The organism is Tepidimonas fonticaldi (assembly GCF_001675355.1).
Lineage (GTDB): Bacteria > Pseudomonadota > Gammaproteobacteria > Burkholderiales > Burkholderiaceae_C > Tepidimonas > Tepidimonas fonticaldi.
In genome coordinates this window covers 679,845-694,352 of sequence record NZ_LZDH01000056.1, presented here as the reverse complement: position 1 = coordinate 694,352, position 14,508 = coordinate 679,845, and the positions used below count along the sequence as shown (strand labels likewise).

The 14,508-nt window shown below is 67.5% G+C and carries 13 protein-coding genes; 4 read left to right on the top strand and 9 right to left on the bottom strand.

The window, feature by feature from the left end:
- Nucleotides 1-25 precede the first annotated feature (25 nt).
- From A9O67_RS09095 to A9O67_RS09075, 5 genes are all read right to left on the bottom strand, one after another.
- Nucleotides 26-1,567 carry a 2-isopropylmalate synthase gene (locus tag A9O67_RS09095; protein ID WP_068609426.1) on the bottom strand — a complete coding sequence of 514 codons (1,542 nt, stop codon included), beginning with the start codon at nucleotides 1,565-1,567 and terminating at the stop codon, nucleotides 26-28.
- A gap of 251 nt (nucleotides 1,568-1,818) precedes the next feature.
- Nucleotides 1,819-2,622 carry a CDP-diacylglycerol--serine O-phosphatidyltransferase gene (gene pssA, locus A9O67_RS09090; RefSeq protein ID WP_068609425.1) on the bottom strand — a complete coding sequence of 268 codons (804 nt, stop codon included), beginning with the start codon at nucleotides 2,620-2,622 and terminating at the stop codon, nucleotides 1,819-1,821.
- 177 nt (nucleotides 2,623-2,799) lie between these two features.
- On the bottom strand, nucleotides 2,800-3,816 hold the full coding sequence (ilvC, locus tag A9O67_RS09085) for a ketol-acid reductoisomerase (RefSeq protein WP_068609424.1): 1,017 nt from the start codon (nucleotides 3,814-3,816) through the stop codon (nucleotides 2,800-2,802).
- Nucleotides 3,817-3,846: 30 nt separating this feature from the next.
- On the bottom strand, nucleotides 3,847-4,338 hold the full coding sequence (gene ilvN / locus A9O67_RS09080; RefSeq protein ID WP_068609423.1) for an acetolactate synthase small subunit: 492 nt from the start codon (nucleotides 4,336-4,338) through the stop codon (nucleotides 3,847-3,849).
- Nucleotides 4,339-4,466: 128 nt separating this feature from the next.
- Nucleotides 4,467-6,245, bottom strand: a complete 1,779-nt coding sequence (locus tag A9O67_RS09075) for an acetolactate synthase 3 catalytic subunit (RefSeq protein WP_068609421.1) — start codon at nucleotides 6,243-6,245, stop codon at nucleotides 4,467-4,469.
- Between the two features lie 280 nt (nucleotides 6,246-6,525).
- Here A9O67_RS09075 and A9O67_RS09070 point away from each other — a divergent pair, with 280 nt between their 5' ends.
- Both A9O67_RS09070 and A9O67_RS09065 read left to right on the top strand, forming a co-directional pair.
- The gene (locus A9O67_RS09070; RefSeq protein ID WP_082955472.1) at nucleotides 6,526-7,071 is read left to right on the top strand and encodes an RDD family protein; all 546 of its coding nucleotides are present in this window, start codon (nucleotides 6,526-6,528) and stop codon (nucleotides 7,069-7,071) included.
- 32 nt (nucleotides 7,072-7,103) lie between these two features.
- Nucleotides 7,104-7,706, top strand: coding sequence for an LOG family protein (locus A9O67_RS09065; RefSeq protein WP_068609419.1), 603 nt, complete (start codon nucleotides 7,104-7,106; stop codon nucleotides 7,704-7,706).
- 33 nt (nucleotides 7,707-7,739) lie between these two features.
- Here A9O67_RS09065 and A9O67_RS09060 read toward each other — a convergent pair whose 3' ends face one another.
- Together A9O67_RS09060 and A9O67_RS09055 are read right to left on the bottom strand one after the other, a co-directional pair.
- Nucleotides 7,740-8,078 (bottom strand): P-II family nitrogen regulator, encoded by a 339-nt coding sequence (locus tag A9O67_RS09060; protein WP_068609418.1) that lies wholly within the window; start codon nucleotides 8,076-8,078, stop codon nucleotides 7,740-7,742.
- A gap of 119 nt (nucleotides 8,079-8,197) precedes the next feature.
- Nucleotides 8,198-9,889, bottom strand: coding sequence for an NAD+ synthase (locus A9O67_RS09055; RefSeq protein ID WP_068609416.1), 1,692 nt, complete (start codon nucleotides 9,887-9,889; stop codon nucleotides 8,198-8,200).
- On the opposite strand from A9O67_RS09055, the gene A9O67_RS09050 reads away from it, so the two are divergent.
- Nucleotides 9,888-11,117 (top strand): GNAT family N-acetyltransferase, encoded by a 1,230-nt coding sequence (locus tag A9O67_RS09050; protein WP_068609413.1) that lies wholly within the window; start codon nucleotides 9,888-9,890, stop codon nucleotides 11,115-11,117. The genes A9O67_RS09055 and A9O67_RS09050 overlap by 2 nt on opposite strands.
- Here the strand turns inward: A9O67_RS09050 and ppa are convergent.
- Nucleotides 11,093-11,641: an inorganic diphosphatase gene (gene ppa, locus A9O67_RS09045; protein ID WP_068609412.1), complete on the bottom strand. Its 549-nt coding sequence runs from the start codon at nucleotides 11,639-11,641 to the stop codon at nucleotides 11,093-11,095. The genes A9O67_RS09050 and ppa overlap by 25 nt on opposite strands.
- A 249-nt stretch (nucleotides 11,642-11,890) precedes the next feature.
- On the opposite strand from ppa, the gene A9O67_RS09040 reads away from it, so the two are divergent.
- On the top strand, nucleotides 11,891-13,945 hold the full coding sequence (locus A9O67_RS09040; RefSeq protein WP_068609411.1) for a sodium-translocating pyrophosphatase: 2,055 nt from the start codon (nucleotides 11,891-11,893) through the stop codon (nucleotides 13,943-13,945).
- 21 nt (nucleotides 13,946-13,966) lie between these two features.
- On the opposite strand, the gene A9O67_RS09035 is transcribed toward A9O67_RS09040, so the two are convergent.
- Nucleotides 13,967-14,506, bottom strand: coding sequence for a TlpA family protein disulfide reductase (locus tag A9O67_RS09035; protein WP_068609410.1), 540 nt, complete (start codon nucleotides 14,504-14,506; stop codon nucleotides 13,967-13,969).
- Nucleotides 14,507-14,508: the final 2 nt, after the last annotated feature.

The following is a 14,508-nucleotide window of genomic DNA, read 5'->3' as shown; positions in this document are numbered from 1 at the left end:
CGCCCAGCCCCGGCGCAACGACCGCTCAGCCCTGCGCGGCGACGCGATCGACCTTGCTGTGCAGCTTGTTGAGGGCCGACAAATAGGCCTTGGCCGACGCGACGACGATGTCCGGATCGGCCCCGACGCCGTTGACCACACGGCCGCCGTGCTGCAGGCGGATCGTCACCTCGCCCTGCGACTCGGTGGAGCCGCTGGTGATGGCGTTGACCGAGTACAGCAGCAGCTCCGCGCCGCTCTTGACGTGCGACTCGATGGCCTTGATGGACGCATCCACGGGCCCGTTGCCATCGGCCTCGCCCACATACTCCTTGCCGTCGATGGTGAAGACCACGCGCGCGTGCGGGCGTTCGCCGGTCTCGGAGTGCTGCGACAGCGACACCAGCCCGTACTGTTCCTTCTCCGGCGTGACGCTCTCGTCGCTGACCAGCGCCAGAATGTCCTCGTCAAAGATTTCGGCCTTGCGGTCGGCCAGCTCCTTGAACTTGGCAAAGGCCGTGTTGAGGTCCGTCTCGGACTCCATCTCGATGCCCAGCTCCTGCAGGCGCTGCTTGAAGGCGTTGCGCCCCGACAGCTTGCCCAGCACGATCTTGTTTGCGCTCCAGCCCACGTCCTCGGCGCGCATGATTTCGTAGGTGTCGCGCGCCTTGAGCACGCCGTCCTGGTGGATGCCGCTGGCGTGCGCAAACGCATTCGCCCCCACCACCGCCTTGTTCGGCTGCACGACGAAGCCCGTAGTCTGGCTGACCATGCGGCTGGCGGGCACGATCTGCGTGGTGTCGATGCCGACCTCCAACCCAAAGTAATCGCGGCGCGTCTTGACCGCCATGACGATCTCCTCCAGCGAGCAGTTGCCCGCCCGCTCGCCCAGCCCGTTGATCGTGCATTCGACCTGACGCGCTCCGCCGATCTTGACGCCGGCCAGCGAGTTGGCCACCGCCATACCCAGGTCGTTGTGGCAGTGCACGCTCCAGATCGCCTTGTCGGAGTTGGGAATGCGCTCGCGCAGGGTCTTGATGAAGTGGCCATACAACTCCGGCACCGCGTAGCCGACGGTGTCCGGGATGTTGATGGTCGTCGCCCCTTCGGCGATCACAGTCTCCAGCACACGGCAGAGGAAGTCCACCTCGCTGCGGTAGCCGTCCTCGGGGCTGAACTCGATGTCGGCGCACAGATTGCGCGCAAAGCGCACCGCCTGCCGCGCCTGCTCCAACACCTGCTCGGGCGTCATGCGCAGCTTCTTTTCCATGTGCAGCGGCGACGTCGCGATGAAGGTGTGGATGCGCGCGCGGTTGGAGCCGCGCAGCGCCTCGGCCGCCCGCGCGATGTCGCGGTCGTTGGCCCGGGCCAGCGAGCAAACGGTGGAGTCCTTGATCGTGTCGGCAATCGCCTTGACCGCCTCGAAGTCGCCGTTGGAGCTGGCCGCAAAGCCCGCCTCGATCACATCGACGCGCAGCCGCTCGAGCTGGCGCGCGATGCGCAGCTTTTCGTCCTTGGTCATCGAGGCGCCCGGGGACTGCTCGCCGTCGCGCAGGGTGGTGTCGAAAATGATCAGCTTGTCGGTCATGGCGGAACTCCTGCTAGGGGTGGCTGTGGTCGCTGCCCATGCGCTGCCGGCAAAACAAACGGCCCGCAGCGGGGGCATGCGGGCCGTGGGGGTTTGGAAACGCGCGCTAAACCGCCTGCCCGCAACGGGGTAGCAGCAGTAGGCGGATCGACGCGAATTCCATGGACTTCAATGTAACACAAGCGGCACGGGGCGCGCGATGGATGGGCGATAGACCATGACGATCACCGCGATGGCCTGCGCCGCGCCGCTCAGTCGTGCAGCCCGCGCTCGTCCGGCTCGTCGGTGGAGGTGGACAGCACGCTCGCCGGCTTGCCCTTGGCCTTGCGCATGCCGTAGACCACGTAGCCCGACAGACCGTACAGCACGAACAGCGCGAACAGCACCGTCGGCGGGTGGATGTTGATGACGGCGATGCCCAGCGCGATGGCCACCAGCGTCGCGAAGGGCACGCTGCGCTTGAGGCTCAGGTCCTTGAAGCTGTAGAACGGCACATTGGTCACCATCGTCAGCCCGGCGTACAGCGTCAGCCCGAACAGTGCCCACTGCAGCCCGTCGCCGTCGTGGCCGGCGTCGGTGGCCAGCCAGATGAAGCCAGCCACCAGCGCCGCCGCCGCCGGCGACGGCAGACCCTGAAAGTAGCGCTTGTCGACCACGTGCGTGTTGACGTTGAAGCGCGCCAGCCGCAGCGCCGCACAGGCGCAGTAGACGAACGCCGCGATCCAGCCCCAGCGCCCCAGGTCGCGCAGCGCCCACTCGTAGGCCACCAAGGCGGGCGCCGCGCCGAACGAGACCATGTCCGACAGCGAGTCCATCTGCTCGCCAAACGCGCTTTGCGTGTGTGTCAGGCGCGCGATGCGGCCGTCCAGGCTGTCCAGCACCATCGCCACGAAGATGCCGCTGGTGGCCAGGTCGTAGCGGCCGTTCATGGCCATCACGATGGCGTAAAAGCCACCGAACAACGCCGCCAGCGTCACCAGGTTGGGCAGGACATAAATGCCCTTGGCGCGCCGCGGCGCCTCCGAGGTGGGGGGAATGTCAGATCCGTCGAGCATGAACCAAAGCCACTGCGAGGGGACTGTCCCTGCGCGGCGAGCGCGCGGGCCGAGCGCAAGTGTACGCCCACGCGGGACGGCCCACGCGCCCCCGCATGCGACAACGCCCGCGCACGGGCACGGCGTGCCGCACGCGGGCGTTAGGGAGGGAGCGGCCGGCCACCGGCCGGCGATCCATCAGTTGCGGCTCTGATCGACCAGCTTGTTCTTGGCGATCCAGGGCATCATGGCCCGCAATTGGGCGCCGACCACTTCGATCGGGTGCGCGGCCAGGTTGCGGCGGCGCGCCGTCATGCTGGGGTAGTTCAGGCGGCCTTCCTGGATGAACATCTTGGCGTAATCGCCGTTCTGGATGCGCTCCAGCGCCTTGCGCATGGCCTTGCGAGACTCCTCGTTGATCACCTCGGGGCCGGTGACGTACTCGCCAAACTCCGCGTTGTTGGAGATGGAGTAGTTCATGTTGGCGATGCCGCCCTCGTACATCAGGTCGACGATGAGCTTGAGTTCGTGCAGGCACTCGAAGTAGGCCATCTCGGGCGCGTAGCCGGCCTCGACCAGCGTCTCGAAGCCCATCTTGACCAGCTCCACCGCGCCGCCGCACAGCACGGCCTGCTCGCCGAACAGGTCGGTCTCGGTCTCTTCCTTGAAGGTGGTCTCGATGATGCCGGCCTTGCCGCCGCCGTTGGCCATGGCGTAGGACAGCGCCAGATCACGCGCCTTGCCGCTGCGGTCCTGGTGCACCGCCACCAGATGCGGCACACCGCCGCCCTGCAGGTAGGTGCTGCGCACGGTGTGGCCCGGGGCCTTGGGCGCGACCATCCACACGTCCAGATCGGCACGCGGCACCACCTGGTTGTAGTGCACGTTGAAGCCATGCGCGAACGCCAGCGACGCGCCCTGCTTGATGTGCGGGGCGACGTTCTGGTTGTAGACCTCGGCGATCTGCTCGTCGGGCAGCAGAATCATCACGACATCCGCCGCCTTGACCGCGTCGTTGACCTCCATCACGGTCAGGCCGGCCTTCTCGGCCTTGCTCCACGAGGCACCACCCTTGCGCAGACCGACGATGACCTTGACGCCGCTGTCGTTGAGGTTTTGCGCATGCGCGTGGCCTTGGCTGCCATAGCCGATGATGGCCACGGTCTTGCCTTTGATCAGGCTCAGGTCACAGTCCTTGTCGTAGAAGACTTTCATTGTTCGCTCCAGGTAAAAAGGGGGTGGGGTTCAGACGCGCAGAATGCGCTCGCCGCGGCCGATGCCGCAGGCACCGGTGCGCACCGTTTCCAGAATGGCGCTGCGGTCGATGGCTTGCAGAAAGGCATCGTTCTTGGCCTGGTCGCCGGTGAGCTCAATGGTGTAGCTCTTCTCGGTCACGTCGATGATGCGGCCGCGGAAAATGTCGGCCATGCGCTTCATCTCCTCGCGCTCCTTGCCGACCGCGCGCACCTTGACCAGCATCAGCTCGCGCTCGGTGTAGGCGCCCTCGGTCAGGTCGACGACCTTGACGACCTCGATCAGGCGGTTGAGGTGCTTGGTGATCTGCTCGATGACGTCGTCCGAGCCCGTCGTCTGGATCGTCATGCGCGACAGCGACGGGTCCTCGGTCGGGGCGACGGTGAGCGACTCGATGTTGTAGCCCCGCGCCGAGAACAGCCCGACGACGCGCGACAGGGCCCCGGCCTCGTTTTCCAGCAAAACGGCGATGATGTGTTTCATGGGTGAGATTCCTCTTTTCGGCCGCCCTCCCCCGCCCCCGGTAAGGGGCGGGCTTGGCGGTCAATAGATTCCTCGGATTCGTCGCCAGCGGGCCATCCCCACACCGGGGGCCGCCCGCCGCGATGGCGTCACAGGTCCTCGCTGCCGAGCAGCATCTCGGTGATGCCCTTGCCCGCCTGCACCATGGGCCAGACGTTTTCGGTCGGGTCGGTGCGGAAGTCGATGAACACCGTGCGATCCTTGAGCTTGCGCGCCTCGCGCAGCGCGGGCTCGACGTCCTGCGGCCGCTCCACCAGCAGGCCGACATGCCCGTAGGCCTCGGCCAGCTTGACGAAGTTGGGCAGCGCGTCCATGTAGGAGTGGCTGTAGCGGCCGGAGTACTCGATCTCCTGCCACTGGCGCACCATGCCCAGGTAGCGGTTGTTCAGCGACAGGATCTTGATCGGCGTGTTGTACTGCAGGCAGGTGGACAGCTCCTGGATGCACATCTGCACCGAGCCTTCCCCCGTCACGCAGAACACCTCGGCCTCGGGCTTGGCCAGCTTGATGCCCATGGCATAAGGGATGCCCACACCCATGGTGCCCAGGCCGCCCGAGTTGATCCAGCGCCGCGGCTGGTCGAACTTGTAGAACTGCGCCGCCCACATCTGGTGCTGACCGACGTCCGAGGTGATGTAGGCCTCGACATCCTTGGTCATTTTCCAGAGGGTTTCGATGACCATCTGCGGCTTGATCACGTCGGTGTTGTCGCGGTCGTAGCGCAGGCAGTCGCGAGAGCGCCAGCCCTCGATCGTCTCCCACCAGGCGGCCAGCGCCCGCTCGTCCGGACGGACCGGGCTTTCCCGCACCATCGCGATCAGCTCGGTCAACACGTCCTTGACATCCCCGACGATGGGCACATCCACCTTGACGCGCTTGGAGATGCTGGACGGGTCGATGTCGATATGGATGATCTTGCGCTCGATCTGGGCGAAGTGCTTGGGGTTGCCGATGACGCGATCGTCGAAACGCGCCCCCACCGCCAGCAGCACGTCGCAGTTCTGCATGGCGTTGTTGGCCTCGAACGTGCCGTGCATGCCCAGCATGCCCAGGAAGCGCCGGTCGGTCGCCGGAAACGCCCCCAAGCCCATGAGGGTGTTGGTCACGGGGTAGTTGAGCAGGTCCACGAGCTGCCGCAACTCCGGCACCGCGTTGCCCAGAATGACGCCGCCGCCCGTGTAGATGTAGGGCCGCTTGGCGCTCAGCAGCAGTTGCAGCGCCTTGCGAATCTGGCCGCCGTGCCCCTTGCGCACCGGGTTGTAGGAGCGCATCGTGACGCTCTCCGGATAGCCGGTGAACGCGGTCTTCTTGAAGGACACGTCCTTGGGGATGTCCACCACCACGGGGCCGGGACGGCCGGTGCGCGCGATGTGGAAGGCTTTCTTGATCGTGCTGGCCAGATCGCGCACATCCTTGACCAGGAAGTTGTGCTTGACGATGGGCCGGGTGATGCCGACGGTGTCGCACTCCTGGAAGGCGTCCAGGCCGATGGCGGCCGTGGGCACCTGCCCGGTGATGATGACCATCGGGATGGAGTCCATGTACGCCGTGGCGATGCCGGTGATGGCATTGGTCACGCCCGGACCGCTGGTGACCAGCGCCACGCCGACTTCGCCGGTGGCACGGGCGTACCCGTCGGCGGCATGCACGGCCGCCTGTTCGTGGCGCACCAGCACATGCTGGATGCTGTCTTGCTTGTAGAGCGCGTCGTAGATGTAGAGGACCGCGCCGCCCGGGTAACCCCAGACGTATTTCACGCCTTCGGCCTGCAGGCACTTGACGAGCACCTCCGCACCCATGAGCTCGGCGGCGGGGGGCTGACTGGCGGCAGCCGCAGCGGATGCGATTTCGGCCTTGTTGATTTCCATGGCAAACAACCTTTCAGTATTTCTCTGACGAAAAACCTCCGGTGCCCCTCGATCGCGCCCTTGTGAGGCGGCTTTGGGACTTGAGGCCAAGGCCATGGCGGTTGATCCGCGACCTTGACCCGTTTCGGGCTGGCAATGATGAATACCGACCCCCATTATGGCACTGCAGCATGCAAACTCCGCGCCCCGGCCGGATTTTTTCCGCACCGGGGGCGCGAGCGGGACATGCGACAATGCCCGACCGGTTTTCTCTGACCCCGACCGCTTCCCCGCCGCGCGCATGCCCCCGTCCCCCGCCGCCCCCAACTCGACCGCTACGCCCGAACGGCTGCCGACCCCGTCGCTGCCGCGCCGCATGGCCTGCTGGCTCTACGAGGGCATGCTGCTGTTCGGCGTGGTGTTCATCGCGGGCTATCTGTTTTCGGCCCTGACCCAGACGCGCCACGCGTTGGACAACCGGCATCTGCAGCAAGCGTTTCTGTTCGTCGTGCTGGGGGTGTATTTCACCTGGTTCTGGCACAAGGGCCAGACGCTGGCCATGAAAACCTGGCACATCCGCGTGGTGGACCGCCAGGGACGGCCGCTGACGCAGGCGCGCGCCCTGCTGCGCTACCTGCTGTCGTGGTCGTGGTTCCTGCCGCCGCTGGCGCTGCGCGAGGCCATGGGCTGGCCCGCGCTGGAAGCCGTGGTGCTGCTGGGCGGCTGGATCGCCATCTGGGCGGTGCTGGCGCGCTTTCACCCGGACCGGCAGTTTTGGCACGACGCCTGGGCCGGCACACGGCTGGTCGACAGCCGCCTCGCGCGCCCCATCGCCAAAGCCGCCTGAATCGCGCCCGCCCTGTACGCCCGCCGACACGCATGAACACCTCCCGCCCGGACGATCCGCCCTTTTCGTTGTGTGTTTATTGCGGCTCGCGCCCCGGCGCCGACGGCCGCTTTCTGCCGCTGGCCGAGGCCGTGGGCACCTGGATCGGCCGCCACGGCGGGCGGCTGGTCTATGGGGGTGGCAACCAGGGGCTGATGGGCCGAGTCGCGGACGCGACGCTGGCGGCCGGCGGCACGGTGGTCGGCATCATTCCCGAAAGCCTGGTGGAGCGCGAGTTTGCCAAACGCGACTGCACCGAACTGCATGTGGTGCAGACGATGCACCAGCGCAAGCAGATGATGGCCGAGCGGGCCGACGCCTTCCTGGCGCTGCCCGGCGGCATCGGCACCTTCGAGGAACTGTTCGAGGTGTGGACGTGGCGCCAGCTGGGCTACCACGACAAGCCGGTCGGCATCCTGAATGCCGACGGCTACTACGACACGCTGCTGCGCTTTTTGGCGCAGACGGTGGCCGACGGCTTCGTCAGCGGCTGGCAGATGGACCTGGTGGCGGTGGGCGCCGACCCGCAGATCTTGCTGCCGCACCTCGTCGAGGCCGCGGGCTGCTCGGTGCAGGCCCAGTTTCAGCAGATTTGAGCCCGCTCGCGGCGGGCTGGCCGGCGGGCGGAATCAGACCGCGGCGTCGTCTTCTTCACCGGTGCGGATGCGGATCACCTTCTCCACCGGGGTGACGAAAATCTTGCCGTCGCCGATCTTGCCGGTGCGCGCCGCGCGCACGATGGCATCGATGCAGCGATCGACATCGTCGTCGCGCACCACCACGTCGATGCGCACCTTGGGCAAAAAGTCCACCACGTATTCGGCACCGCGGTACAGCTCGGTGTGCCCCTTCTGGCGGCCAAAGCCCTTGACCTCGGTCACCGTCAAGCCCGTCACGCCCTGCTCGGCCAGCGCCTCGCGCACTTCCTCCAGCTTGAACGGCTTGATGACGGCGGTGATCTGCTTCATGCGGGACGACTCCGAAACGGCAAAGGGTACTCGACGGGGAACGCTAGGCAGGCGCTGGCCGGCCCGACGGCCAGTGGAATCTACCATACCGGGGCGGGGTTTCGGGTCGCCCCACCCGCTCACCCCCGCCAGCGGTTGGTGTTGGGGTAGCGCCAGTCCTTGCCAAAGCTGCGGTGCGTGACGCGAATACCCACCGGCGCCTGGCGACGCTTGTATTCGTTGACGCGGATCAGCCGCACCACCTGCTCCACCGCCGCGGCGGGGTAGCCCTCGGCCACGATCTCCGCCGGGCTGCGGTCGTTTTCCATGTAGCGCTCGACGATGGCGTCCAACACATCGTAGGGCGGCAGGGTGTCCTGGTCCTTTTGGTCCGGGCGCAGCTCCGCGCTGGGCGGGCGGGTGATGATGCGCTCGGGAATCGGATCCCGCCCTCGGCCGAAGGGATCGTTCGCATTGCGCCAGCGCGCCAGCCGCCAGACCCAGGTCTTGGTGACATCCTTGATGACGGCAAAGCCGCCCGCCATGTCGCCATACAAGGTGCAGTAACCGGTGGCCATCTCGCTCTTGTTGCCGGTGGTCAGCACGATGTGGCCAAACTTGTTGGACAGCCCCATGAGCAGCGTGCCGCGGATGCGCGCCTGCAGGTTTTCTTCGGCGGTGTCGGCCGGCCGCCCTTCGAACAGCGGGTCGAGCGCGGCCAAAAACCGCTCGAAGATGGGCCCGATCGCGATCTCGTCGTAGCGCACGCCCAGCCGGGCCGCCATCTCGCGCGCATCGAGCCACGAGATGTCCGCCGTGTACGGCGACGGCATCATCACGGCCCGCACCGCGTCGGGCCCGAGCGCGTCGACGGCAATGGCCAGCACCAGCGCCGAGTCGATGCCCCCCGACAGGCCGATGATGGCACCGGGAAAGCCGTTTTTGCGCACATAGTCGCGCGTGCCCAGCACCAGCGCGTGCCACAGATCCGACTCGGTCGACGGTTCCGGCGCAATGGAACCACGCACCTTCCGGCAGCCGGGGCCGTCGTCCAACTCCACGACCAGCAGATCCTCGGCAAAACTGGGCGCGCGGGCCGCCAGCGCGCCGCGCGCATCCAGCGCGAAGCTGCGGCCCTCGAAAACGATTTCGTCCTGCCCCCCGACCAGATGGGCATACACCAGGGATCGCCCCGTCTGGAGCACGCGCTCGCGCATGGCACGCTCGCGTTCATCGCCCTTGCCGATGTGAAACGGCGAGGCGTTGATAACGCAGAGGACGTCGGCGCCCGCATCCGCCGTCTCTGCCGCCGGGCGGGCGTGCCAGGCGTCCTCGCAGATCAGCAATCCCATACGGTGAGTGCGACCGGCATGGGTCACCTCGAAGACGCAGGGCCGGTCGCCAGGCACGAAATAGCGCCGCTCGTCGAACACCTGGTAGTTGGGCAGCTCGCGCTTGGCGTAGCGGTGGGTGATGCGGCCTTCGCACAGCACGCTCGCGGCGTTGAGGCAGGGTGTGCGGCCAACGCTGCGGCCGGCCGACGGTCCGGGCACACCGGGCGCCGGCAGCGGTTGTCCCACCACGATGTGCAGGCCCTTCAAAGCCGCCGTCTGCGCGGCGACCGATTGCACGGCATCATCGCAGGCATCGACGAACGCGGGCCGCAAAAACAGGTCTTCGGCGGCGTAGCCGCAAATGGCCAGTTCCGGTGTCAGCAGCACCTGCACGCCCTGGGCGTGGGCCGCGTGCGCGGCGTCGACGATGCGGCGGGCGTTGCCGGCCAGGTCACCCACCACGAAATTGCACTGCGCCACCCCGATCTTGATCGCCATGGATGCCCCGACGTCCTCTGAAAGCGCGGATTATGTCACCCGGGTCGTGCACGATCCGCATGCAGTGCCGGCGCATGCCTGGAACGCGCTGCTGCACGACCAGCCGGAGGGACAAGCCTGCGGGCCGTTCATGCGCCACGAGTATTTGGCGGCGCTGCACGACAGCGGCTGCGCCACGGCCGCCACCGGATGGGCGCCGCATTGGGTGACGCTGTGGTCGCGCGCGGATGGCGCGCTGGTCGCCGCCGCACCGCTGTACGTCAAGACGCACTCCTACGGCGAATACGTGTTCGACTGGGCGTGGGCCGAGGCCCACCACCGGCATGGGGTCCGCTATTACCCCAAGGGGGTGGTGGCGGTGCCCTTCACCCCCGTGGCGGGCCCGCGCCTGCTGGCCCGGGACGCGGCCGCACGCGCCGCGCTGGTGCGGGCGCTGCTGGCCCATGCCCGCGCCCAGGGCTTGTCCTCGCTGCATGTGCTGCTGGGCTCGGCCGCCGATTGGGCCGCAGCGGATGCGTCCGATCTGCTGGCCCGCGAGACGGTGCAATTCCACTGGCACAACCGCCATCCGACACGCGGCGACGCGTTTACCGACTGGGAAGACTTTCTGGCCAGCCTGAGCCACGACAAGCGCAAGAAAATCCGCCAGGAGCGGCGCAAGGTGGCCGACGCCGGGGTGACCTTCGAGGTGCGCCGGGGCGCGGACATCACAGCCGAGGACTGGGCCTTCTTTGCCCGATGCTATCGGCAGACCTACCGGGAGCACGGCAATCCGCCGTACCTCAACGAAGCGTTTTTCCGCGCCGTCGGCGTGGCCCTGCCGGATGCGTGGCTGATGTTTACCGCCCGCGACGCCGCAGGCACACCCATCGCGGCCAGCTTGGTCGCGCTCAGCGACGACGGCGCGTCACCCGCTGCGGCCTACGGGCGGTATTGGGGGGCGGTGGCACGCGTGGATTGCCTGCACTTCGAGGCGTGCTACTACCAACCGCTGGCCTGGTGTCTGGCGCATGGTGTCGGGCGCTTCGAGGGCGGTGCTCAGGGCGAGCACAAAATCGCCCGCGCCCTGCTGCCCACGGTGGTGCATAGCCGTCATTGGCTGGCACACCCCGCATTTGCGGACGCGGTGGGGGACTACCTGGTGCGCGAGCGCGCCGCGACGGCACACTACCGCGCGGCGCTGCAGGCGCATTCGCCGTTTCGTCAGGCGCCCTGCGCGCCCGCCTGAGCCTGATAGGCCTGCACGCCGGAGAGCACCTCCTGGCGCGCTTCCTCGACCGAACCCCAGCCGATCACCTTGACCCACTTGCCGGGGTCCAGATCCTTGTAGTGCTCGAAGAAGTGCTCGATCGTCTTCAGGCGCACGGGGTTGAGGTCCTCGTACGACTTCCAGCGCGAGTACAGCGGCAGAAGCTTCTCGGTCGGCACGGCCAGCACCTTCCAGTCCACGCCGCCTTCGTCTTCCATTTTCAGCACGCCAAGCGGGCGGCACTTCACCACCACGCCCGGGGGCAGCGGCACGGGGGTGATGACCAGCACGTCCACCGGATCGCCGTCGCCGGACAGCGTCTTGGGCACGTACCCGTAGTTGGTCGGGTAGTGCATGGCGGTGTTCATGAAGCGGTCGACGAAGATGGCGCCGGAGGCTTTGTCCACCTCGTATTTGATCGGCTCGCCGTGCATCGAGATTTCGATGATCACGTTGAAGGAGTCGGGGATCTTGTCGCCCGCGGAGACTTGGTCGAGGGACATGGGTACGCAGCTCCGAAAAAAGTGATGGAGATGAGAGAGTTTGGGGGATTTTACTGGCACGAGGCTGACGGGCCGGCGCAACACGGGGGGTGCATCGCGGCGCGCCTTGCGCTACAGTGAATGCGTTGGCCAATCGCCGCCGAAGGACGTGCCCGGACGCGCCCCGGCGGTGAGGAAGCAACGCAGCGGAAGCCGACGGCTCGCTTGCGTTGGCTTCCTCCAAGTCGAACCCTTTGAGGAGACACTGGCATGGTTGGTCAATCCGCGTTGATATTTGCGGTGGTCTGCGCGCTGGTCGCCGTGGCGTACGGCATCTGGGCACGGACCTGGATCCTGGCGCAAGACCCGGGCAACCCCCGCATGCAGGAAATCGCCGCGGCGGTGCAAACGGGTGCCGCCGCCTACCTGGCACGGCAATACAAGACCATCGCGGCGGTGGGCGTCGTGCTCGCGGTGCTGATCGCGGTGGCCATCGACGGGGTGACGGCGGTGGCCTTCGTCGTGGGGGCGGTGCTGTCGGGCGCCTGCGGCTTCATCGGCATGAACGTCTCGGTGCGCGCCAATGTGCGCACCGCTCAAGCCGCGGCACGCGGCATCGGGCCGGCGCTGGAGGTGGCGTTTCGCGGCGGGGCCATCACGGGCATGCTGGTGGTGGGCCTGGGCCTGCTGGGCGTGACCGCGTTCTACGGCTTTCTGGTCGGCAACGGGCAACTGACGCCCGACCGCAAGCTGACCACGCTGTTGCAGCCGCTCATCGGCCTGGCGTTCGGCGCTTCGCTGATTTCGATCTTTGCCCGGCTGGGCGGCGGCATCTTCACCAAGGGCGCCGACGTCGGGGCCGATTTGGTGGGCAAGGTGGAGGCAGGCATCCCCGAGGACGACCCGCGCAACCCCGCAGTCATCGCCGACAACGTTGGCGACAACGTGGGGGACTGCGCCGGCATGGCGGCCGATCTGTTCGAGACCTATGCGGTCACACTCATCGCCACCATCGTCCTGGGTGCTTTGCTGGTGAGCGCGGCCCCGCTGCAAGCCAGCCTGTACCCGCTGGCGCTGGGCGGGGTGTCGATTCTGGCGTCCATCGTGGGCTGCTTCTTCGTCAAAGCGACGCCGGGCATGAAGAATGTGATGCCGGCGCTGTACAAGGGGTTGATCGTCGCGGGCGCCCTGTCGGCCGTGGCGTTTTATGGGGTGACGGTGTGGCTGATGCCCGATGACGCCATCACCGCCAGCGGCACGCAGTGGCGGCTGTGGGCGGCGGCGCTGGTCGGGCTGGCGCTGACGGCGGCCATGGTCTGGATCACCGAGTACTACACCGGCACCGACTACGCCCCGGTGCGGCACGTCGCGCAGGCCTCCACCACCGGGCACGCCACCAACATCATCGCCGGCATCGGCGTGAGCATGAAGTCCACCGCTTGGCCGGTGCTGGCGGTCTGCGCGGCCATCGTCGCCTCGTACGCGCTGGCAGGCCTGTACGGGGTGGCCGTGGCGGCCACGGCGATGCTGAGCATGGCGGGCATCGTGGTCGCGCTGGACGCTTACGGCCCCATCACCGACAACGCCGGCGGGATTGCCGAAATGGCGGAGCTGCCCTCGAGCGTGCGCGACGTCACCGATCCGCTGGACGCGGTGGGCAACACCACCAAAGCGGTCACCAAGGGCTATGCCATCGGCTCCGCCGGGCTCGCGGCCCTGGTGCTGTTTGCCGACTACACGCACAAGCTGGAGCATGCCGGGCGGGCGCTGCGCTTCGATCTGTCCGACCCCATGGTCATCGTCGGCCTGTTCATCGGTGGCCTGATCCCCTACCTGTTCGGGGCGCTGGCCATGGAGGCCGTGGGCCGCGCCGCCGGCAGCGTGGTCGAGGAGGTGCGCCGCCAGTTCCGCGAGATCGCGGGCATCATGGACGGCACCGCCAAACCGGAGTACGGCCGCGCGGTGGACATGCTGACCACGGCGGCCATCAAGGAGATGATGCTGCCCAGCCTGCTGCCGGTGGTCGTGCCGATCGTGGTCGGCCTGGCGCTGGGGCCGGTCGCCCTGGGGGGGCTGCTCATGGGCACCATCGTGACCGGGCTGTTCGTCGCCATCAGCATGTGCACCGGCGGTGGCGCCTGGGACAACGCCAAAAAGTACATCGAGGACGGCCACCACGGCGGCAAGGGATCCGACGCGCACAAGGCCGCCGTCACGGGCGACACCGTGGGCGATCCCTATAAGGACACCGCGGGCCCGGCCGTCAACCCGCTGATCAAGATCATCAACATCGTGGCGCTGCTGATCGTGCCGCTGCTGGCCTGAGCACAGCTGGGGGCGGCCGGCTCACAGCCACTGGGCGATGGCGTCGATGTCCTCGGCAAAGAGCTGACCGCGCTCAGCCATCAGGAGGCGGCCGTCGCGCCCGCGCACCAGCGTGATCGGCAGGCCCTTGGGCTTGGGCATGGCGCGCTGGATGTCGGGCGTGACCCACGCGCACGGGAAGGCGTAGCCGCGCTGCTGCAGGTAGCGCACCGCCGCCTCGCGCGTGCGGTCGATCGACAGCGTCAGCAACTGCCAGCCGGGTCGCTGGCGGTGGCGCTGCCAAAAAGCGTTGAGGTGCGGCGTCGTCACGGCGCAGAACGGACAGGTACTGGCCCACCAGTACAGCACCAGCACTTGGCCATCGGCACGCACCGGCTCGAAGCGGCCGCCGTCCAGCAGTTCCATCGGCGGCAGCGCCCACGGCGTGCCGAGCGCCGGCAGAGGGGGCGCTTTGGCTTCGGCCGCGGCGGCATCGGTGGGTTGGGCCCAGCCGCGCGCAGCGACCGTGGCCAGCGCCAGCGCGCCGGCACCGGCCATCCAGTCGCGTCGGTTCCGGGTCATCG